We start from the raw sequence: 21,623 nt of genomic DNA, 5'->3' as shown, positions 1-21,623 counted from the left end.
ACCTTGCCGCGCGACGCAAGCGGCAGTACTCCTGAAGAGTGTGACGAGAACCTGACGAGGACTTGATGCGCGAACCGGCGTCAAGCCGGCACACGCTGCCCGCGTCGCTCGGCGAACGCACGGCCATGCCGCCGGCCGATGCGCGCAAGCCTCGCGAAACAACGTGCCGCCGCGGGGCCGACAGCGCCGGCCTGTTGCGCCAGGCTGCCCGATACGCCGCATGCGATCGCCGAATCGTCGCCGCAAGCGCCCGCGAACACACCGGCGAAATAGTGTCGCGCCGCGCGCTCGCGATCGTCGGCATCGAGCGGTTTCAGCCGGTGAATGTGTTGCGAGACGTCCTTCAGGCCGTGGAGAAACGGCATGACGTCGACCGGTGCACCGGTCGCGTCAATCGCGTCGGCGCCGAGTTGCTCCAGCATCTCGGCCAGTTCGGCGATCGCGACGAGCTCGCGCGCATCGGTCGCCTGCGTGCCCGTTCCGTGCCCGGCCTTCTTCGTCGCCGCCATGCCCACGCCCCTATTCAATTCTTCGTTGTCCGATGCCGGCGCGCCGCGCCGGCGCCGCAGCGTCATGCGGCGGCCGGTGACCGCCATGTAAAGCGGATGCCCTGCGCCCATGAGACGCCGGAATCCAGGATGATCTGCCGGTCGATCTCGTTCTCCACGCCTTCGACGACGACGTGCCGCGCGCTTTCGTGCGCGAACGCGATCAGCCGGCGAAACTGGTAGCGCCCGATCGCGTTGCGCTTGATCAGCGACAGGACCGACCTGTCGAGCTTCACGATGTCGGGATTGCCGACCACCAGGTTGTTCAGCGCGCTGAAGCCGACGCCGAAATCGTCGATCGCGACGCGGCACCCGGCCTGGCGGAACCGGTTCACGAACGACCGGCCCGCGACGGGGTTCAGCGGCCCCGTCTCGGTGATTTCGACGACCAGCCGCGCCGCGACCGACGGCTCGCGCTCGAGCCGCCTGAACAGCGCGAGCCATGCGTCGTCCACGACCGCGCTCGTCGCCGCGACGTTGCAGCCGTACACGGCCTTCGGATCGGCGCGCAGCGCGTCGATCGTCCGGCCCACCACGAGCCGGTCGAACCAGCGCATCAGCCCGAGCGATTCGAGGCGCGGCAGGAACGCGAGCGGCGGCAAGACATCGCGCGCCCCCCAGCGCAGCCGCGCGAGGCATTCGTGATACAGCACGCCGCCCGACAAATCGGCGCGGCAAACCGGCTCTCGCGCGAATCCGAGCCGGCTTTCGACGAAACTGCGTACCGACGCAAGGTCGGGGTGATCGTCAGGCGCGCCGAATACGAGATCGATCTCGTCCCGATTCGCTACGCTGTTCGCCTCCAGGCGAGGTTCGACCGCATTCATCCGGCGCTCCGGCAATTGTCGGACCGCCGATGACGGCCCGCGCTCTCGATACATATGGCGCGAGCCGACCACGACGCGCACCACCGCCTACCCGGCCCAACCTCTTTTTCGATCTTTTTCGGGAGCGTACTTTTTATTCCGGCGTGCCGTCAAATCAGATATTGTCAATGATATTCAAACACCGAAAATACACCACACGCGCACGTCGACAACAGTGCGACAGGTTACACAAAAACGTCGACGATACTCCGATCGATACTGGTTATTTGCCCCATCCGAACATCTTCGGGTGAATCGATTTATCGCAAGACCCGTTTCAAAAATCGGATGTTTGAAATATCATATGACAAATGCGCGCCAGCGAAACGCGACCCGGACCCGACGGCCGGATTCCTCGCAACTGCTGGCAAACCGTGCAGCCATTGCATTGCGACGACGCATTCGGTCTCCGCAGAATTCAATTTTGCCGTTTCAAACGATATTGAAAATATTTGAATGATAATCCGGCTGATTTGAACGACAATAATTAAGTCGAATTATACGACAACCATCCATCGAAAGATATTTAACAATCTTTCCGACTAGTTAACCTATAAAATTATTTTTGACGGACTTCCCTCGGAGCCGTCAAATTCGTGCCTTCAAAAACCGTCGAATCTCCCCGGTTCGGCGGTTTCTTTTTTAACGGCTCATTTCTTCAGACATTAACCCGGGTCAATCCGGTTGACGGCAGGCGGCGAAATCGAGCCGACTGCCTCGATCGCGCAAATCGCGATCGAATGCGCCCGCTGGCCGCTGGCCGCAGGCGGCGGCGCGTGCCGCGTCGTGCAGCCTTATGCCGCCGTCGCGCCGATCAGGTTCGCGAGCAGCGCGTCGTAGTCGGCGACGAGCGCGGGGTTCGCCGACGTATAGCGGCGCAGGATCTCGCGCTGCCGCCGCGCATACCCTTGCCAGTCGTCGTCGTGCGTATGCAGCACGTGCAGCAGCGCCTCGGTGCCCTTCTGCACGTCGTTGCCAGGATAGTAGTAGCCGAGGTCCGGCACGAGGCTCGCGTTGTGCACGAGCGGATAACCCTGCCAGCACACGTCGAAATAGAAATAGTTGAGCGGGTTCGCCCATTGATGCGACACGACGATGTCGGTCATGTCGGCCAGGAACAACGGCGTGTCGAAACGCCCGACGAAGCTCGCCTTGCCCGCGCGCACGATGTCCAGGTAGTTCATCAGCGTCACGAACTCGGGGCTGTTGTGCGCGAGGCGATCGGCGTTCGTCACGTGCGTGAAGCAGATCGCGTCGGGGTCGCGGCGATACGCCTCGTCGATGATCAGCATCGGATACATGCAGAACTTCACGACGTTGTGGTTCGGCTCCATCACCGTCAGCCGCTTGCCCGGTTCGCTGCGCGGCCGGTATTCGCCACGCTCCGGCAGCGATTGCGCACGCGCCTCCAGGCACATCGGGTCCCACACGAACGGCACGACGCGCCCCGGGCAACGGCGCAGCGACTGCAGGAACGGCAGCGACGACTCCGCTATCTGCGGAATGGCCCACAATTCGTCGTAGCCGCGGTTGATGAACAGCGAATCCCACATGCGGCGGCCGAACAGTATCGATTCCATCGAGGTGATGTACTCGAAGCCGCAGCAGTAGCTGACGATCTTCGCGCCGCGCGCCTTCAGGTAGGCCGTCTGCTCGCCGTCGATCTGACCGCCCAGCTCGATCACCACGTCGAGCGCATCCTTCATGTCGGCGAACGCGCGCGTGTCGTATACGCGGCGATCCCAAGGCAGCGCGTCGGTAAGCGCCACGTCGGTCGTGTTGACCAGCGTCACGCGATACCCATGCGGCGACGCCATCAACAACTTCGCGAGAAACAACGCGTTCTGCTTGATGCCGTTGATCCACAGGCTTTCGTCGGGGGCGCGCAGGCCGATCGTGATACCGATGCGCAGGCCGTTCAGGGCAGGAGACTTCATCTCGTCGGCGGGGGCGTGATTGAATGGATGCAGTGTAGCTCACGGCAATGGCCACGTGAGCAATCCGCCAGTCTAGCGGAGCGCCGGCCGCCAGACTGTCAGGCATGGTCATACGCGATGCGGCAGCGTTTACAATGGAACAGGAGCCGGTTGTTGGCCCGACACGCGCGAATTGACCGACACTGGAGCACCAGGGCGGATGATCATCAATTTGAACGAATCGCAAATCCGCGCCCTGGACCAAGTGCGCGCCGTCCTCGACGGCACACGGACGCTCGACTTTGCACCCGCCGCGTGCCCTCACGAACGTCGCGAATGGGTCGCGTCCGTGCTGCGGCGCTTTCGCTACGATCAGCTCAAGCGGCCTCACCGCGGGCTCGTGCTGCGCTATCTGCGACGCTTTAGCGGTTTCAGCCGAGCTCACATGACACTGCTGGTACAGCGCTGGGTTCAAGGGCCAAGGCTCGCGTGGCTGAAGGGCACGCCGGCGAATGCCTTCGCCCGTCGCTAAACCGATGAGGACATCATCGCCGTGCACCGGGCTCCCGCGCCAGAGCTCCCTTTAACGATCGTCCCCCAGGAACTTCTCTTCTTCCAGGCTCCTTTTCGCTTTTGGAAAGTACCGACGCAACACGCGATGCTTTCGCACCGGTTATATCCTCCATCGTCCGGTCTCGATTGCAGACTCCATCATTTTAATGGTCAGCGGACGCTCCAGTATTTTATCCCTGGCGCCGGCACTGAACGGAGATCTCAGCACCTCCATCAAAAACTGACCGAATCGCATTTTTCTCGACGGATAGTAATAATCTATATCGAAGTCCGACATATCAACACCGAATTCATCCGAAAGCCTTCTCATTAGCCGCAACATAGCCCGATCGGAAATTTCGAGATCGACACAGAGATCTGTTTCCGGAGAAATTTCGAGCTCGCCCCACAATGGTGAGTCAGCTTCATCCCGCACCATCTCGATTAGACGAGCATCCATTAGATGCGATCCTCCGGCTTGACCAAGTCATTGTACTTGACTGCAGAACGATACATTATGATCGATATGTCGGCAGCGGTAATAACCCATCCAACCACCGGCACGGCCCGCCCGACAAATACACCGAGTTCCCTGGTAAATTTGACCTTCAGAAGCACAAGACTCTTGAATGACGTCACCGTCGGCAAAATTTTGTGCTTGACCTCATAAGGCAGCAATCTCCGCGAAACCCGCGATGCGATCGAGGTTCCCTTGACCGCTCCGCCAAACTTTCCCCTTGTCGGCACGAATCGTTGCCCCAGCAAAATCATTGCGATCCCGACCGCGTCGTCGATACCCAATTCATCGCAGGCTACGTCGATAACAATCAGGAAAAAAAGTTCTGGTGGCGTAAGGTTTCCATGCACCCCGTAATTATATTTCTTCGTCATCTCGATTCGTCTCTCGGCAACGCTCATTTGATGAGTGTGCAGCGCACATGCTGCACCCCGGCTGTTACCGTAGCCTAATCACTCGAACGCGGGCAGGAAGATGCGACCACTTCTCGAGCCGGCCTGACCTTTTTGACGCTTGCAAACGATGGTTACTGTGGCTCGCCCCCCTTCATTTACAAGAGGAAGAAGCCGGCTTGGCTTGACGAAGCAGCCCGGACAAGCCGGCTGTCAATTCTTCAACAACCGTTGCAGCAAACGAACCAGTGCGAAACGGTGCCGCTGTGCCGCCGGTCAACAGTTGGAAACAGTTGAATTGTCAAAAGCCTCGACAGCGTTGCGTGCGTATCATTGTTTTTTTCTGCAGGCAACGAAAGCGACCGTCAACGCGAAATGCGGATATCGTCCTGATGCATTTGCGTCGGACATCCCGCTACAGGATGCTGCCGTAACGATTCAGCAGCACGAGCCACGATGGCCGGCGTCGGTCACCGCTGCGACGCCGGGCCTTTTTCTGCATCGAAGCGCGGAGCTTGCGCCATCCGTGAGAGTCGGCAGCGGCTCTCACGCACACACGTCACTCAATCTTCCGCCATCATCAGCAACTGCGCGCCATCCGCGACCTGGTCGCCGACGCCGTACAGCACTTCCGCGACGACACCCGCGCCGGGCGCGCCGATCGTGTGCTCCATCTTCATCGCCTCCATCACGATCAGCGGCGTGCCGGCCTCGACCTTCTGGCCCGGCTCGACCAGCACCGCGATCACCTTGCCGGGCATCGGCGCAGTGAGGCGGCCGCCGCCATGCTCGGCATCGCCCGCGTGCGCGAGCACGTTGCGCCATTCGAAGGTCTCGGCGACACCCTGCGTGAACACGTGGAAACTGTCGCCGTCCGCATACACGCGGCCGCTGCTGCGCACGCCGTCGAGCGTCACGTCGAAGTCGAGCGGCGTCGCGCCGCGCGTCCACGCGAACGGCTGCGCGGCCGCGTCGCCGGTGGCGAGGCGCGTGCTGCCGCCGTCGTCCTCGTAGGTGACCGTCACGTCCGCTTCGCGATCGGGCGCATGCCATTCGAGCGTGCGGCGATAGCCGCCGTTCAGCCGCCAGTCCGGCAGCGCGCCCCACGGCGACGCGCCTTCCCGTGCGGCCGCGCCGCGTTCGCGCGCGAGCAGTGCCGCGCAGGCCAGCGCGAGCGTCGCGCGCGGCGGCTGTTGCGGTGCGAACAGCGCATCGTGGTTGCGCTCGATCAGGCCCGTGTCGAGATCGGCGCTCGCAAACGGCCCGCAGGTGACGATCCGCTGCAGGAACGCGGCATTCGTGTGCAGGCCCACCACCTCGCAGGCCCGCAGCGCGCGCAGCATCCGGCCGAGCGCTTCCGCGCGGTCCGCGCCGTGCACGATCAGCTTCGCGATCATCGGATCGTAGAACGGCGTGATCGCGTCGCCCTCGCGCACGCCGCTGTCGACTCGCACCGGCGCGCCGATCGCGAACTCGACGCCTTCCGGCAGCCGCAGGTGCTTCAGCGTGCCGGTGGACGGCAGGAAGCCGCGCGCCGGATTCTCCGCGTAAAGACGCGCCTCGATCGCATGACCCTGCACGCGCAGTTCGTCCTGCTTCAGCGGCAGCGGCTCGCCCGCTGCGACGCGCAGCTGCCATTCGACGAGATCGAGCCCCGTGACCATCTCGGTGACCGGATGCTCGACCTGCAGGCGCGTGTTCATTTCCATGAAGTAGAACGCTTCGCCCGTCATGATGAACTCGACGGTGCCCGCACCGACGTAATTCACCGCGCGCGCGGCCGCGACGGCCGCCTCGCCCATCGCCTGGCGCACGTCTTCATGCAGCCCCGGCGCCGGCGCTTCCTCGAGCACCTTCTGGTGACGGCGCTGCACCGAGCAGTCGCGATCGAACAGGTAGACGGTGTTGCCGTGCGTGTCGCCGAACACCTGCACTTCGACGTGACGCGGGCGCGTCAGGTATTTCTCGATCAGCACGCGGTCGTTGCCGAAGCTGCTCGCGGCCTCGCGCTGGCACGACGCGAGCGCCGCCGGGAAGTCCTCGGAGCGCTCGACCACGCGCATGCCCTTGCCGCCGCCGCCCGCGCTCGCCTTCAGCAGCACCGGGTAGCCGATCTCGTCGGCTTCGAGATGCAGGTTCGCCGCGTCCTGGTCGTCGCCGTGATAGCCGGGCACGAGCGGTACCGCGGCCGCGTGCATCAGCGCCTTGGCGGCAGCCTTCGAGCCCATCGCCGCGATCGCGTCGACCGGCGGCCCGATGAACGCGATGCCGGCCGCCTCGCAGGCATGCGCGAAATCCTCGTTCTCCGACAGGAAGCCGTAGCCCGGGTGGATGGCCTGCGCACCGGTCGCGCGCGCGGCCTCGATGATGCGCTCGATGCGCAGGTAGCTGTCCGCGGCCGCCGCGCCGCCGATGTGCACGGCTTCGTCGCATGCGGCGACGTGCTTCGCGTTCGCGTCCGCGTCGGAATAGACGGCGACGCTCGCGATCCCGAGACGTTTGCACGTCGCGGCGACGCGGCAGGCGATTTCACCGCGGTTGGCGATCAGAATCTTGTCGAACATGGCTTCGATGTCGTCCGGAAAGTTAGGGGCACGCCGTCATTCACGCCACGAAGGCGTGCGTTTCTCGAGGAAGGACGCGATCCCTTCGCGCGCTTCCGCGCCGGCGCGGGTGCGCGCGATCCAGTCGGCCGTCTGCTCGATCAGCGTCGCGTCGAGCGGCCGGCCGGCCACGTCGGCGACGAGCCGCTTGCACGCCTGCACGGCGTCGGGGCCGTTCGCGACGAGCGTCGCGGCCAGCTTCGCGACCGTTTCGTCGAGCGCATCGGCCGGCACCGCGTCGTGAATGAAGCCGAGCGACGCGGCGCGCGCGCTGTCGAACACCTCGGCCGTCGTGAAGTAGCGGCGCGCCGCGCGCTCGCCCATCGCCCGCACGACGTACGGCGCGATCGTCGCGGGAATCAGCCCGAGCCGCGCTTCGGACAGGCAAAACTTCACGCCGTCGGCGGCGATCGCGATGTCGGCCGCCGCGACGAGACCCACGCCGCCCGCATACGCATCGCCGTGCACGCGCGCGATCACCGGCTTGCCGCAGCGATGGATCGCCTCGAGCATGCGCGCGAGCTTGCGCGCGTCGGCGCGGTTCTCGTCGTCCGAGTAACCGGCCATCTTCTTCATCCAGTTCAGGTCCGCGCCCGCGCAGAACGCCACGCCTTCCGCGGCGAGCACGATCGCACGCACGCCGGCGTGCGCGTCGAGCCATTCGAACGCGGTGGTCAGCTCGGCGATCGTCGTCTCGTTGAACGCGTTGCGCACGTCGGGCCGCGCGAGCGTGACGGTCGCCACGCGGCCGGCTTCGCTTACCTTGATCGTTTCGTATCGCATCGGTCAGCCCTCCCGGCCGTTACATGCGGAACACGCCGAAGCGCGTGTCGTCGATCGGCGCGTTCATCGACGCGGCGAGGCCGAGGCCCAGCACGTCGCGCGTCTGCGCGGGGTCGATCACGCCGTCGTCCCACAAGCGCGCACTCGCGTAGTACGGATGCCCCTGGCGCTCGTACTGGTCGCGGATCGGCTGCTTGAATGCCTCTTCGTCCTCGGCCGACCACGCGCCGCCCTTTGCCTCGATGCCGTCGCGGCGCACGGTCGCGAGCACCGACGCCGCCTGCTCGCCGCCCATCACCGAGATCCGCGCGTTCGGCCACATCCACAGGAAACGCGGGCCGAATGCGCGGCCGCACATCCCGTAGTTGCCGGCGCCGAACGAACCGCCGATGATCACGGTGAACTTCGGCACCTTCGCGTTCGACACGGCCGTCACCATCTTCGCGCCATGCCGCGCGATGCCTTCGTTCTCGTACTTGCGGCCGACCATGAAGCCCGTGATGTTCTGCAGGAACACGAGCGGAATCTTGCGCTGGCAGCACAGCTCGATGAAATGCGCGCCCTTCACGGCCGATTCGGAGAACAGGATGCCGTTGTTCGCGACGATCCCGACCGGATGGCCCCAGATGTGCGCGAAGCCCGTGACGAGCGTCGTGCCGAAGCGCGCCTTGAATTCGTCGAACTCCGAATCATCGACGATGCGCGCGATCACCTCGCGCACGTCGAACGGCTTGCGCGTGTCGACCGGAATCACGCCGTACAGGCTCTTCGCGTCGTAGCGCGGCGGCTTCGGTTCGCGCAGCGCCACCGGCGACGCGATCTTCGGCGCGAGGTGACCGACGATGTTGCGCGCGATCGACAGCGCATGCGCGTCGTTCTGCGCGAGGTGGTCGGCCACGCCCGACAGGCGCGTGTGCACGTCGCCGCCGCCGAGGTCCTCGGCGCTCACTTCCTCGCCGGTCGCGGCCTTCACGAGCGGCGGGCCGCCGAGGAAAATCGTGCCCTGGTTCTTCACGATGATCGACTCGTCGCTCATCGCCGGCACATACGCGCCGCCCGCCGTGCACGAGCCCATCACGACCGCGATCTGCGCGATCCCCGCGGCGGACATCGTCGCCTGGTTGAAGAAGATGCGGCCGAAGTGATCGCGATCGGGAAACACGTCGTCCTGGTTCGGCAGGTTCGCGCCGCCCGAATCGACGAGATACACGCACGGCAGCCGGTTTTCCGCGGCGATTTCCTGCGCGCGCACGTGCTTCTTCACGGTCATCGGGTAGTAGGTGCCGCCCTTGACCGTCGCGTCGTTGCACACGATCACGCACTCGCGGCCCGCGATCCGGCCGATGCCGGTGATCACGCCCGCGCCCGGCGCGTCGTCGTTGTACATGCCGTTCGCCGCGAGCTGCGACAGCTCGAGGAACGGCGCACCCGGATCGAGCAGTTGCGCGATGCGGTCGCGCGGCAGCAGCTTGCCGCGCGACAGGTGCTTGTCGCGCGCGGCCGGGCCGCCGCCTTGCGCGAGCTGTTCGATCTTCGCGCGCAGGTCGGCGACGACCGCCTCCAGCGCCGCGGCGTTCGCGCGGAATTCTTCCGAACGCGGGTTCAGTTTCGATTCGATGATCGGCATCGACGGGGCTCCGTTCGCGTGACGTGGGGCGTTACATCGTTTCCGCGAACAGCTCGCGGCCGATCAGCATCCGGCGGATCTCGCTCGTGCCGGCGCCGATCTCGTAGAGCTTCGCGTCGCGCCACAGGCGCCCGACCGGATATTCGTTGATGTAGCCGTTGCCGCCGAGGATCTGGATCGCCTCGCCGGCCATCCACGTCGCCTTCTCGGCCGTGTAGAGGATCACGCCCGCGCAGTCCTTGCGCACCTGGCGAATATGGTCGCTGCCCGCCGAGTCGAGATGGCGGCCGACCGCGTACAGGTACGCGCGGCACGCCTGGAACGTGGTGTACATGTCGGCGACCTTGCCCTGGATCAGCTGGAATTCGCCGATCGACTGGCCGAACTGCTTGCGGTCGTGGATATACGGCACCACCGCGTCGAGACACGCGGCCATGATGCCCGTCGGGCCGCCCGACAGCACCGCGCGTTCGTAGTCGAGGCCGCTCATCAGCACCTTCACGCCGCCGTTGAGCTGCCCGAGGATGTTCTCCTCCGGCACCTCGACGTCCTGGAACACGAGTTCGCCCGTGTGCGACCCGCGCATGCCGAGCTTGTCGAGCTTCTGCGCGACCGAGAAGCCCTTCATCCCCTTCTCGACGATGAATGCGGTGATGCCGCGCGGGCCGGCGTCGAGGTCCGTCTTCGCGTAGACGACGAGCGTGTCGCAATCGGGGCCGTTGGTGATCCACATCTTCGTGCCGTTGAGCACGTAACGGTCGCCGCGCTTGTCCGCGCGCAGCTTCATGCTGACGACGTCGGAGCCCGCGTTCGGCTCGCTCATCGCGAGCGCGCCGATGTGTTCGCCCGACACGAGCTTCGGCAGGTACTTCTGCTTTTGCGCGTCGGTGCCGTTGCGGTGGATCTGGTTCACGCACAGGTTCGAGTGCGCGCCGTACGACAGGCCGATCGATGCCGATGCGCGCGAGATCTCCTCCATCGCGACCATGTGCGCGGTATAGCCCATGTTCGCGCCGCCGTATTCCTCGGCGACCGTCATGCCGAGCACGCCGAGATCGCCGAACTTCTTCCACAGATCCATCGGAAACTGGTCGGTGCGGTCGACCTCCGCCGCGCGCGGCGTGATTTCCTTCGCCGCGAACGTCGCGACGGCGTCGCGCAGCATCTCGATGTCCTCACCGAGCATGAATTGCACACCGGGCAGGTTGATCATGTCTCCTCCGTCTCCAGAAAGTGGGTCGCACGCGCCGATTTCTGAGTTTCGCTCAAATCGGATCAATGCGTCGATTCATTAAGCCAATACAGCGGAAATTTTGCACAGTTTCGCGCCTCGTCCGGCTTGCCGTCAATAGTTTTTTGAGTGACACTCAGATATCATTGCGAGATGACAGCCGCTACCGCCGACACCATGACCGCCACCGCCAAAGCCGACCGCGCCGAGCCGTCGCGCGCACCCGCCGGGCGCAAGTCCCAGCAGCGCGTGCAGGACATCCTGCGCGCCGGCCGTGAAGTGTTCGCCGAAAAGGGCTACGAGCATGCGACGGCCGCCGAGATCGCGCAGCGCGTCGGCGTGTCGGAGGCGACGGTGTTCAGCTACTTCCGCGGCAAGCGCGAGCTGTGCGCGCGTGTGATCGCCGACTGGTATGACGAAATCATTGCCGCGTTCGAACTCGGGATGCCGCAGGACGCGCCGGTGCAACAGCAGTTCGCGTTCATCGTGCGCACGCACCTGCGGCTGATGCTGGTGAACGGCACGGGACTGTGCGCACTGGTGCTGTCGGAGGGGCGTGCGAAGCAGCATGCGCTGAGCGACGAGCTCACCGCGCTGCAGCGCCGCTACACGGCGCCGCTGATGGACGTGCTCGCGCGCGGCCAGGCGGCCGGGCAGGTGCGCCGCGACATGCCGCTGAGCCTGCTGCGCTCGATGGTGTTCGGGCCGATCGAGCACGTGCTGTGGGATGCGATCCTCGGGCACCGCAAGCTCGATACGGAAACGACGGCCACGCAGCTGATCGACATGCTGTGGGCGGCCGTGCAGCCGCCCGCGCCGGAGCAGGCGGCGCTGGTGCGCTTCAGGAACGAAGTCGCGGAAGCGGTGCGGCGGCTGGAAGGCGAAGCGTCACGCGCGTGACGCCGGCAGGCGGTGCGGCGCGCCTGGCGCCTTGCCGCATCACCTGCTCCATCGAGCCGAGTCCAACCGCTACGATTCCTCGCTCACCCGCAGCGGCGCGCGGCTCTGCTCGTTGTTCAGATGGACGAACTTGCGCAACAGGCGCATCAGTTCCTGCGAATCGTCCTCGCCCATGCCGTCGAACAGGCCGGCGCGCAATTCCTTCACCGACGGAATCAGGTGCGTGAGCAGCTCGACGCCCGCCGGCGTCAGCAGCAGGCGCCGCTGACGCCGCGGCAGCACTTCGCGGACGATCAATCCTTTCGCCTCGAGCCGGACCGCGAGATCGGCAGTCGTCGACGTGTCGAGCGCCACCCGCTGCGCGAGCGTCACCTGATCGAGCCCCGGGCACTCGTAGAGCATCCGCAGGACCGCGTACTGCACCGGCGTCACGTCCCGGCCCAGCTTCTCGTAGAACATCGCGACCGCGATCTGGTGCGCGCGCCGGATCAGATGCCCGGGCTCGTCGTACAGGTCGAGCGGGAAAACCGGCGTGTCGGCGGGATTCGTTTTTTCCATGAATGAGTCGATGACATAGGCGGCGCACGCCGTTGCGTGCGCCGACGGCATGGCGCTGCCTCGCGCCATTTCCCGGGAAAACCAGTATACCGCTCGCCTTGCTCCAGCCAATCTCAATGAGTACACTGAATCACATTCAGTACACGGAATGACGAGTTGCCGCGTACCGGCGGCACCGCCCTGAAGGAGACGAACAACGTGTTTCTCAAGAACGCTTGGTATGTGGCCTGCACGCCCGACGAGATCGACGGCAAGCCGCTGGGACGCAAGATTTGCAACGAATCGATGGTGTTCTACCGCGCGGCGGACGGCCAGGTCGCCGCGCTCGAGGATTTCTGCCCGCACCGCGGTGCGCCGCTGTCGCTGGGCTTCGTGCGTGACGGCGTGCTCGTGTGCGGCTATCACGGGCTCGAAATGGGCTGCAACGGCAAGACGGCCGGCATGCCGGGCCAGCGCGTCGGCGGCTTCCCGCCGATCCGCAGCTTTCCGGTGGTCGAACGGTACGGATTCGTGTGGGTCTGGCCGGGCGACGCGTCCGAAGCCGATCCCGCCAGGCTGCCCGCGCTGCAATGGGCCGAAGATCCGGCCTGGGCGCACGGCGGCGGCCTGTATCACATCCGTTGCGACTACCGGCTGATGATCGACAACCTGATGGACCTCACGCACGAGACCTACGTGCATGCGACGAGCATCGGCCAGAAGGAAATCGACGAAGCCGCGCCGAAGACCACCAGCAATGGCGACGAAGTCGTCACCAGCCGCTTCATGGAGAACGTGATGCCGCCGCCGTTCTGGCGGATGGCGCTGCGCGGCAACGGCCTTGCCGACGACGTGCCGGTCGACCGCTGGCAGATCTGCCGCTTCACGCCGCCGAGCCACGTGATGATCGAAGTGGGCGTCGCGCATGCGGGCCACGGCGGCTACGACGCGCCGGCGGAGCTGAAGGCGTCGTCGATCGTGGTCGACTTCATCACACCGGAGACGGACACCTCGATCTGGTACTTCTGGGGGATGGCGCGCAACTTCCGGCCCGACGATCACGCGCTGACCGCCGAGATCCGCGAAGGCCAGGGCAAGATCTTCGCCGAGGACCTCGAGATGCTCGAGCGCCAGCAGCGCAACCTCGAGCAGTGGCCGGAGCGCAACCTGCTCAAGCTCAACATCGACGCCGGCGGCGTGCTGTCGCGCAAGGTGATCGAGCGGCTGCTCGCCGAGGAAAATGCGGCGAGCCCGCAGCGGCCCGTGATTCCGGTCGCGCAGATCAAGGAGGCGTCATGAGCGCCGCGACGCTGACGGTCCGCGTGGCCCGCAAGTGGCAGGAAGCGCGCGACATCTGCGGCTTCGAATTCATCAGCGACGACGGTTCGCCCCTGCCGCGCTTCGACGCCGGCGCCCATATCGACGTGCATCTGCCGGGCGGGCTCGTGCGCCAGTACTCGCTGTGCAACCACCCGGAGCACGGCGATCGCTACCAGATCGCGGTGCTGCGCGATGCCGAGGGCCGCGGCGGGTCGCGCGCGATTCACGACGAAGTCCGGCAAGGCGATACCGTGCGGATCGGCATGCCGCGCAATCAATTCCCGCTCGCGCCCGACGCCCCGCACCACCTGTTGCTCGCCGGCGGAATCGGCGTCACGCCGATCCTCAGCATGGCCGAACGGCTGTTCTCGTCCGGCCTGCCGTTCGACATGCACTACTGCGCGCGTTCGACCGATCGCATGGCCTTCGTCGAGCGGATCAACGCCGCCGGGTTCCATGACCGCGTCCGCTTCCACGTCGACGACGGCGACCCCGCGCAACGCTTCGACCTCGCCGCGGTGCTCGCCGCCGCGCCGGAAGGCACGCACCTGTACGTATGCGGCCCGCGCGGCTTCATGGATGCGGTGCTGAACGCCGCGCGCGAGCGCAACTGGGCCGAAGCGCGGCTGCACTACGAGTTCTTCGGCGGCGCGGTCGAGTCGTCCGGCGCGGATCGCGCGTTCCAGGTCCGGATCGCGAGCAGCGGCAAGGTGATCGACGTGCCGGCCGAATGCACGGTCATCGCGGCGCTGGCGGCCAACGGCATCGACGTTCTGACGTCGTGCGAACAAGGCGTATGCGGCACCTGCATGACGCGCGTGCTCGAAGGCGAGCCCGATCATCGCGATTCGTATCTGACGGAAGCGGAACAAGCGGCCGGCGACCAGTTCATGCCGTGCTGCTCCCGATCGCGAAGCGACCTGCTGGTCCTCGATCTGTAGACGGACCGCCCGATACGCGGCGGCCAACCACAATACTGGAGACGATCAATGGAACGACCTGCCCAGGCACCCATCAGTACTGCTCAATTCCCGGTCGACCGATGGTGGGTCGCCGCGCTGTCATCCGAACTGACGGACCGCCCCGTCGCCCGCACGCTGCTCGGCCGTCCGGTCGTGCTGTTCCGTTTGCCGTCCGGGGAAGTCGGCGCGCTGGAGGATCGCTGCTGCCACAAGTCGCTACCGCTGTCGTGCGGCTCGCTCGAGGCGCGCGGCCTGCGCTGCGGCTATCACGGGCTGCTGTTCGACCGCGGCGGCACCTGCGTGGAGATTCCCGGCCAGGAACGCATTCCGGCGAAGGCGTGCGTGGCGTCGTATCCGGTGCAGGAGCAGGACGCGATCGTATGGATCTGGATCGGCGCCGACGCGCACGCCCAACCGACCTGCGCGCCGCCGCGCTATGCGTTCCACACGGATCCGCAATACCGGTTCGGCGGCGGCCACTACCATTACGACGCGCCGTATCAGCTGATTCACGACAACCTGATGGACCTGAGCCACCTCGGCTACGTTCATCTGAAAACGATCGGCGGTAACGCGCCGCTGCATATGGGCGCGGAAACCCGCGTCAGCAGCGAAGGCGACACGGTGACGCTGGTCCGCCGGATGCCGGCGTCCGACCCGCCGCCGACCTACACGGCAGCGTGGCCGTTCGCGGGCCGCGTCGACCGCTGGCAGGAAATCGAATTCCACGTGTCGCATATCCGGATCTGGACCGGCGCGATGGACGCAGGCACCGGCGACCTTCACGACCCGGCGCGCGGCGGTTTTCACATGCGCGGCTTCCACGGCATCACGCCCGAGACGGAAACGACGACGCACTACTTCTGGACCGTCGCGACCAATCCGCAACACGACGTCGAACGCATCGCGCAAACCGTCATCGAGCAATCCGCGGCGACGTTCGACGAAGACAAGACAGTGATCGAAGCGCAATACCGGAATCAGTTGCGGTTTCCGGACTGCCGCCAGATCGACATTCATGTCGACGCGGGCCCCAATCGCGCGCGGCGCGTGATCGAGCGGCTGCTGCTGCAGCCCGACCCCGCGTAACCCTCGCCCCGGCGCGCGAACGACGCGAGCCGGCCGCGACGGACGTTCCCCGGATTGCCCGTCAATCCACGCATTCGCTTTCGTCCCATTTCGCTGCTGCCGCCTTCGATTTCATCCCATTCGATTAGTCATACTATTTTTATCAAGGATCTCTGACGTGAGCGAAAACATCCGCAATACGATCGACGCGTCCCCGATGAGCGCGTTCCAGACGATGGCGGTCACGGCCTGCGTCGTGCTGAACATGCTCGACGGCTTCGACGTGCTGGCCATCGCGTTTGCCGCGCCGCACCTGGCGGCCGAGTGGAAACTGAGCGGAAAGGAAATCGGCCTGCTGCTGAGCGCCGGGCTGGCCGGCATGGGGATCGGCTCGGTGCTGATCGCCCCGCTGGCCGACCGCGTCGGCCGCCGCCGCATCATCCTGCTCTGCCTCGCCGTGATCTCGACCGGCATGCTGGCCTGTGCGGCCACGCACAGCACGTTGCAACTCGCCGTCGCGCGTGCCTATACGGGGCTCGGCATCGGCGGGATGCTCGCAAGCCTGACCGTCATCAGCGGCGAATACGCATCGAACAAATGGCGCAGCGCCGCGATCGGCATGCAGTCGACCGGCTACGCGATCGGCGCCACCGCGGGCGGCGTTCTCGCCGGTTACCTGCTGTCGGTATGGGGATGGCGCAGCGTGTTCGCGTTCGGCGGCATCCTGACCTTGATGGCGATCCCGATGGTGCTCGCACTGCTGCCGGAATCGCTCGACTTCCTGCTGGCGCGACGTCCGGACGACGCGCTGCAGAAGATCAACCGCATCCTCGCGAGAATGAAGCGCGCGCCGATCGATGCGCTGCCGGCCGCGAGCGCATCCATCGACACGGCGAGCCCCGCCTCAAGTTGGACAGCCGTGCTGCGCGCGCCGCTCACGCGTCGCACGATCGCGCTTTGGATCGCATTCTTCCTCGTGATGGGCAGTTTCTATTTCGTCGTCAGCTGGACGCCGAAGCTGCTGGTCCAGGCCGGCCTGTCGGCCTCGCAGGGTGTGACCGGCGGCGTGCTGCTCAACCTCGGCGGCATCGCGGGCGCGTCGCTGTTCAGCCTGCTGTCGACCCGGTTCGGCCTGCGCAGCCTGCTGGGCGCGACGCTGTTGCTGGGCGGCGCACTGATGGTCGCGTTCGGCGCGAACACCGGCTCGCTCGGCACCGGGATGATCGTCGCGGTGTTCCTCGGCGCCGTGATCAACGCGTGCGTGGCCGGCATGTACGCGCTGTCGCCAACGCCCTATCCCGCCGAGATCCGCACGACCGGCATCGGTCTCGCGGTCGGCATCGGCCGCCTCGGCGCGATCCTGTCGCCAATGACGGTCGGCGCGCTGCTGGACGACGGCTGGTCCGTGCCCCATCTCTATTTCGCGTTCCTCGTGCCGATGGCCGGCGCGGCGATCGCCGTCGCCGTGGCGGGCGCGCGTGTCGCGGCGCCGCACCGGCAACGCGATCCGGCGATCTCGTAACACGCGACACCCGCAGTCCTGCCGATACCCGTCGGCATCCCGGGCAGGTCCGGGGCAATAAAAAAATCGATAAGTACATCTGCATACTGTTTGGAGACAGCCATGAAAACGAAACTGGGCGTTGCACTCGCGACGGCGATGGCGCTGGCCGGGCCGGCCTGTGCGCAAAGCAGCGTCACGCTGTACGGGATCATCGATACCGGCGTGTCCTACTACAACAACGCCGCGCGCGGCGGGTCTTTCACCGGGATGCCGACGCTGACCGGCGAAGTGCCGTCACGCTGGGGCCTGAGAGGCACGGAGGATCTCGGCGGCGGCTACCAGGCCTTCTTCGTGCTCGAAAACGGCTTCCAGCCGGGCACCGGCGCGCTGAACTACGGCGGGCGCCTGTTCGGGCGGCAGGCCAACGTGGGCGTAAACAGCCCGTTCGGCGCGCTGACCCTCGGCCGTCAGATGAACATGTCGATGATCGTGCTGACCAATGCCGACGTGATCGGCCCGTCGATTCATTCGATGGCGGATTTCGACTCGTATCTGCCGAACGCGCGCAGCGACAATGCGATCGGCTACAAGGGCACGTTCCACGGCGTGACGCTCGGCGCGACCTACAGCTTCGGCCGCGACGCGGCCGGGCCGGCGGGGCCGTCGGCGACGGGCTGCGCCGGACAGGTGCCCGGCGACATCGTCGCGTGCCGCCAATACACGGCGATGCTCGCGTATGACGCGAGCAATTTCGGGCTGGCCGCGTCGCACGACGTGATGCGCGGCGGCGGCGGCGCGCTCGCGCCGCTGAACAATCCGGCCTACACCGACACGCGCGACATCGTCGCGGGCTACGTGAAGATCGGCCCCGCGAAACTCGGCGCCGGGTGGATCCGCCGCAACCTCGCGGCGGCCGAACATCTGCAAGCCGACATCGTGTTCGCGGGCGGCACGTACTACGCGACGCCCTACCTCGCGCTCGACCTGCAGGGCGTGCGCTACCTGCAACGCCGCGAAAACAAGGAAGGCACGAACGCGACGCTGGTCGTCGGGCGCGCAAACTATTTCCTGTCGAAGCGGACGACCGTGTATACGTCGGTGGGCTACATGTTCAACAGCGCGCTGGCCGCGAACGCGGTCGCGGCCGGCGGGACGGTCGGCACCGGGATGAATCAGCTCGGCGTGATGGCCGGCATCCAGCAGAAGTTCTGAACGCCGGACACCGCACCTCGATCAATCGGCGAGCCGGCAATGCGACAGCTTCAGCCCGGGCAGCACCGGCGCGTCGATATAACCTTCGTTCACGCAGCTGAAGCGGAAATTCGCGGACGCCGTGAACGGCTTGATCTCGCCGCCCGGGAATTTCGGTTTCAACGCGGCCTGGTCGGCCGCGTCGAAATGCGTGTCGAACTGCTCGCCGTCGGCCGTCAACGCACCGAAGTACGTGCCGCCCGGGTCGCTGCCCATCCGCATCACCGCGCCGACGAACGCGAGGCGCCTGCCGTCGTATTTCGTCTTCGCGGCGGCCATGTCCTGCGTGTAGGCCTCGATCACGGTGGCGTAGTGCGCGTCGATCGCGGGCTCGGCGGCCGGCGCAGCGTAGCCGCTCTGGGGAACGCCCGCCAGCATCGCGCAGGCAGCCAGCGCGGCCGTCATGAACGGCGCGGAACTCTTTTTCATTGGGTGGTCTCCCGTCAAGCGTGGTGGTTGAAGTAATCGATCGCGGCGCTTCGCCGGCTGCCCGGCGAAACACCAGGGAATGACGTGCGGCCGTTGCGTCAATCGTTCGAATCGTGGAACACGGCTGCAATCACTTCAGCACCCGCGTGGTCGGCTGCGGTGCGCGACGTCGCGCGGCACGCGACGTGACAGGAAGATGACATGGTGCGGCCCCCGGCTCTCATTGAATTTCACTGCGTCTGTTTTTGGGCGCTACGGTAGCAGACGGCCGGCGGCCCGGCAATCACGATGCCCGGTCCGAATCGGCCTCTTTACAATTGCAAACGATTCTCATTACGTATATCATGCACATCCTCCGCGCGACGCAGTAAAGGCGCTGCGGCCCGCGTCATCGTCCTTAGCACTCCGTCCATTCATCGATTCATGCCATCCCGCCGAACGCCCCACCGCGCCCGGACGCTTCGTCCGTGGCGCGCGAGCCTGCCTGCCCTGATCACGCTTTGCGTCGCAAGCGGCGCGCATGCGGATGCCGAACCTGCCGCCACGGCTTCGGCGGCCACGCCCTCGCCCTCGTCGACGCCCGCGCGCCCCGAACGCGAACTGCCGACGATCAGCGTCAGCGCATCGTCAGCAGTCGATCCGACCGTCGGCTACCAGCCGCGCACGAGCAGCGTCGCCGGCGGCGACGATCGCCCGCTCAGGGAGATTCCGCAATCGGTCGCCGTGGTCAGCAGCAGCGTGATGCAGGACCAGCAGGCGCGCTCGCTCGACGACGTGCTCGGCAACATCAGCGGCGTCACGCAGACCAACACGCTCGGCGGCACGCGCGATGCGTTCATCAAGCGCGGCTTCGGCTCGAACAACGACGGCTCCGTGCTCGTCGACGGCGTGCGCACGCCGGTGCTGCACAGCTACCTCGCGACGATCGACCGCGTCGAAGTGCTGAAGGGCCCGGCTTCGCTGCTGTACGGGATGCAGGACCCGGGCGGCGTGATCAACCTCGTCACGCGCAAGCCGGAGGACACGTTCGGCGGCTCGATCTCGGCCTCGCGCACGAGCCACGGCGGCAGCAGCGCGCAGTTCGACCTGACCGGCCCGCTCGGCAAGCCGGGCCAGGTCGCGGGCGGCACGCTCGCATTCCGGCTCACCGGCGAATACGACACGAGCCGCTACTGGCGCAGCTTCGGCCGCGAGCGCAATGCGCTGATCGCGCCCGCGCTGTCGTGGCACGACGCGAACACGTCGATCGACGTCAGCTACCAGTACGTCGACTACACGATGCCGTTCGATCGCGGCACGGTGCTCGTGAACGGCCGCCCCGACGATGCGCTGCGCTATCGCCGCTACGAGGAAGCGTGGGCGCAAAGCAGCGGCATCCAGGAAACGCTGCGCGCGCGCGTCGAGCACCGCTTCTCCGACGCATGGCGCATGCGCGCGACCTACGGCTGGGGCCGCGACCGCTACGATCAATACATCGCCCGCGCGACCGCCTTCAACAGCACGACCGGCGCGCTATCGCGCTCGTCCGACGCGAACCTCGGACGCAACGACTCCGACCAGATCGCGACGCTCGGCCTGCTCGGCAACCTGACGCTCGCGGGGATGAGCCACGCGCTCTATGTCGGCGGCGAATACGAGCGGCAGCGCAGCTTCCGCGGCGACACGATCCGCGGCACCGCGACGAAGGGCTTCGATCTCTACGATCCCGTCTACGGCCTGCTCGCGCCCGGCGGCACGGTGAGCGCGAAGCAGAGCGATTCGCTCTCGAAGGTCCACACGTACTCGATGATCGTGCAGGACTCGGTGAAGATCACCGACCGGCTCACCGCGGTCGGCGGGCTGCGCTGGGAGGACTGGCAGCAGGAATCGGGAATGGGGCGGCCGTTCGTGTTCGCCGACCGCTCGCACGGCAACGTGTGGCTGCCGCAGTTCGGGCTCGCGTATGCGCTCACGCCGTCGCTGACCGCGTATGCGAACGTGAGCCGTTCGTTCAAGCCGAACGTCGCGTCCAACGTGGCCGCGCCGCTCGCGCCGGAATTCGGCCGCGTGCTGGAAGCCGGCTTGAAGTTCAGCCTGAAGCCGGGCATCACCGGCACGCTCGCGGCCTATCAGATCGACAAGCGCAACGTCGCGGTCACGGTCAACGACATCACGTCGACGATCGGCACCGCGCGCTCGCGCGGCATCGAACTCGACGTCGCGGGGCAGCTCACGCGGCACCTGAGCCTGATCGGCAGCTATGCGTACACGAACGCGAACGACCGCGACAGCAACACGTCGCTCGTCAACGTCGCGCGCCACACCGGCAGCGTGTTCGCGGTGTACGACACGGCGATCGCGAACCTCCCGGGGCGCTGGCGCTTCGGCGGCGGCGCGCGGCTCGTCGGCGCACGGCCCGGCGACACCGCGAACAGCTTCACGCTGCCCGGCTACGTGACCGTCGATGCGTTCGCGGCCTACGAAACGACGATCGGCAAGTTCCCGACGCGCATCCAGCTCAACGTGAAGAACCTGCTCGACAAGACCTACTACCCGTCGAGCAACAGCAACCTGATCGTCGCGGTCGGCGAGCCGCGGCTCGTCACGCTGACGACGACGGTGTCGTTCTGACGCATCT

At 66.0% G+C, this 21,623-nt stretch carries 19 protein-coding genes; 8 read left to right on the top strand and 11 right to left on the bottom strand.

Annotated elements, in window-relative coordinates:
- Positions 1 to 80 precede the first annotated feature (80 nt).
- The 3 genes from DIE12_RS07800 to DIE12_RS07790 all read right to left on the bottom strand — a co-directional run bounded on the left by DIE12_RS07800 (position 81) and on the right by DIE12_RS07790 (position 3,351).
- Positions 81 to 509 (bottom strand): hypothetical protein, encoded by a 429-nt coding sequence (locus tag DIE12_RS07800; RefSeq protein ID WP_124488640.1) that lies wholly within the window; start codon positions 507 to 509, stop codon positions 81 to 83.
- 62 nt (positions 510 to 571) lie between these two features.
- Entirely contained in the window at positions 572 to 1,375 is an 804-nt protein-coding gene (locus tag DIE12_RS07795; RefSeq protein ID WP_124488641.1) for an EAL domain-containing protein, read from the bottom strand.
- An 833-nt stretch (positions 1,376 to 2,208) separates the two neighbouring features.
- Positions 2,209 to 3,351, bottom strand: coding sequence for a DUF2827 domain-containing protein (locus DIE12_RS07790; protein WP_124488642.1), 1,143 nt, complete (start codon positions 3,349 to 3,351; stop codon positions 2,209 to 2,211).
- A gap of 199 nt (positions 3,352 to 3,550) precedes the next feature.
- On the opposite strand from DIE12_RS07790, the gene DIE12_RS07785 reads away from it, so the two are divergent.
- Entirely contained in the window at positions 3,551 to 3,862 is a 312-nt protein-coding gene (locus DIE12_RS07785) for a hypothetical protein (protein WP_124488643.1), read from the top strand.
- Between the two features lie 141 nt (positions 3,863 to 4,003).
- Here the strand turns inward: DIE12_RS07785 and DIE12_RS07780 are convergent, their stop codons facing one another.
- The 6 genes from DIE12_RS07780 to DIE12_RS07755 all read right to left on the bottom strand — a co-directional run bounded on the left by DIE12_RS07780 (position 4,004) and on the right by DIE12_RS07755 (position 11,017).
- A complete protein-coding gene (locus DIE12_RS07780; protein WP_124488644.1) occupies positions 4,004 to 4,342 on the bottom strand; it encodes a DUF1493 family protein in 339 nt (112 codons plus the stop codon).
- Positions 4,342 to 4,773, bottom strand: a complete 432-nt coding sequence (locus tag DIE12_RS07775) for an STM2901 family protein (RefSeq protein WP_124488645.1) — start codon at positions 4,771 to 4,773, stop codon at positions 4,342 to 4,344. Before DIE12_RS07775 ends, DIE12_RS07780 begins: the two co-directional genes overlap by 1 nt.
- Positions 4,774 to 5,354: 581 nt before the next feature.
- Complete coding sequence (locus tag DIE12_RS07770; protein WP_124488646.1) at positions 5,355 to 7,355, bottom strand: acetyl/propionyl/methylcrotonyl-CoA carboxylase subunit alpha; 2,001 nt, start codon at positions 7,353 to 7,355, stop codon at positions 5,355 to 5,357.
- A 36-nt stretch (positions 7,356 to 7,391) separates the two neighbouring features.
- Positions 7,392 to 8,177: an enoyl-CoA hydratase/isomerase family protein gene (locus DIE12_RS07765; RefSeq protein ID WP_124488647.1), complete on the bottom strand. Its 786-nt coding sequence runs from the start codon at positions 8,175 to 8,177 to the stop codon at positions 7,392 to 7,394.
- Positions 8,178 to 8,196: 19 nt separating this feature from the next.
- Positions 8,197 to 9,804, bottom strand: coding sequence for a carboxyl transferase domain-containing protein (locus DIE12_RS07760; protein ID WP_124488648.1), 1,608 nt, complete (start codon positions 9,802 to 9,804; stop codon positions 8,197 to 8,199).
- A 31-nt stretch (positions 9,805 to 9,835) separates the two neighbouring features.
- Positions 9,836 to 11,017 carry an isovaleryl-CoA dehydrogenase gene (locus DIE12_RS07755; RefSeq protein ID WP_044847409.1) on the bottom strand — a complete coding sequence of 394 codons (1,182 nt, stop codon included), beginning with the start codon at positions 11,015 to 11,017 and terminating at the stop codon, positions 9,836 to 9,838.
- A 171-nt stretch (positions 11,018 to 11,188) separates the two neighbouring features.
- On the opposite strand from DIE12_RS07755, the gene DIE12_RS07750 reads away from it, so the two are divergent.
- On the top strand, positions 11,189 to 11,935 hold the full coding sequence (locus DIE12_RS07750; protein ID WP_124488649.1) for a TetR/AcrR family transcriptional regulator: 747 nt from the start codon (positions 11,189 to 11,191) through the stop codon (positions 11,933 to 11,935).
- Positions 11,936 to 12,004: 69 nt separating this feature from the next.
- Here the strand turns inward: DIE12_RS07750 and DIE12_RS07745 are convergent, their stop codons facing one another.
- Positions 12,005 to 12,493, bottom strand: coding sequence for a MarR family winged helix-turn-helix transcriptional regulator (locus DIE12_RS07745; RefSeq protein WP_044847436.1), 489 nt, complete (start codon positions 12,491 to 12,493; stop codon positions 12,005 to 12,007).
- A gap of 198 nt (positions 12,494 to 12,691) precedes the next feature.
- Here DIE12_RS07745 and DIE12_RS07740 point away from each other — a divergent pair, with 198 nt between their 5' ends.
- The 5 genes from DIE12_RS07740 to DIE12_RS07720 all read left to right on the top strand — a co-directional run bounded on the left by DIE12_RS07740 (position 12,692) and on the right by DIE12_RS07720 (position 18,538).
- Positions 12,692 to 13,771 (top strand): aromatic ring-hydroxylating dioxygenase subunit alpha, encoded by a 1,080-nt coding sequence (locus DIE12_RS07740; RefSeq protein WP_124488650.1) that lies wholly within the window; start codon positions 12,692 to 12,694, stop codon positions 13,769 to 13,771.
- Positions 13,768 to 14,733: a PDR/VanB family oxidoreductase gene (locus tag DIE12_RS07735; protein WP_124488651.1), complete on the top strand. Its 966-nt coding sequence runs from the start codon at positions 13,768 to 13,770 to the stop codon at positions 14,731 to 14,733. Before DIE12_RS07740 ends, DIE12_RS07735 begins: the two co-directional genes overlap by 4 nt.
- A 48-nt stretch (positions 14,734 to 14,781) precedes the next feature.
- The gene (locus DIE12_RS07730) at positions 14,782 to 15,843 is read left to right on the top strand and encodes an aromatic ring-hydroxylating dioxygenase subunit alpha (protein WP_124488652.1); all 1,062 of its coding nucleotides are present in this window, start codon (positions 14,782 to 14,784) and stop codon (positions 15,841 to 15,843) included.
- Positions 15,844 to 16,000: 157 nt separating this feature from the next.
- Positions 16,001 to 17,344: an MFS transporter gene (locus DIE12_RS07725; protein WP_124488653.1), complete on the top strand. Its 1,344-nt coding sequence runs from the start codon at positions 16,001 to 16,003 to the stop codon at positions 17,342 to 17,344.
- Positions 17,345 to 17,446: 102 nt separating this feature from the next.
- Entirely contained in the window at positions 17,447 to 18,538 is a 1,092-nt protein-coding gene (locus DIE12_RS07720; RefSeq protein WP_059834828.1) for a porin, read from the top strand.
- A gap of 21 nt (positions 18,539 to 18,559) precedes the next feature.
- Here DIE12_RS07720 and DIE12_RS07715 read toward each other — a convergent pair whose 3' ends face one another.
- The gene (locus DIE12_RS07715; protein WP_124488654.1) at positions 18,560 to 19,006 is read right to left on the bottom strand and encodes a hypothetical protein; all 447 of its coding nucleotides are present in this window, start codon (positions 19,004 to 19,006) and stop codon (positions 18,560 to 18,562) included.
- Between the two features lie 423 nt (positions 19,007 to 19,429).
- Between DIE12_RS07715 and DIE12_RS07710 the strand changes: the two genes are divergently transcribed.
- Positions 19,430 to 21,616 (top strand): TonB-dependent siderophore receptor, encoded by a 2,187-nt coding sequence (locus DIE12_RS07710; protein WP_124488655.1) that lies wholly within the window; start codon positions 19,430 to 19,432, stop codon positions 21,614 to 21,616.
- Positions 21,617 to 21,623 lie beyond the last annotated feature (7 nt).

This window comes from Burkholderia sp. Bp9015, from assembly GCF_003853505.1.
GTDB lineage: Bacteria > Pseudomonadota > Gammaproteobacteria > Burkholderiales > Burkholderiaceae > Burkholderia.
This window is presented reverse-complemented; position numbering and strand designations above follow the sequence as displayed.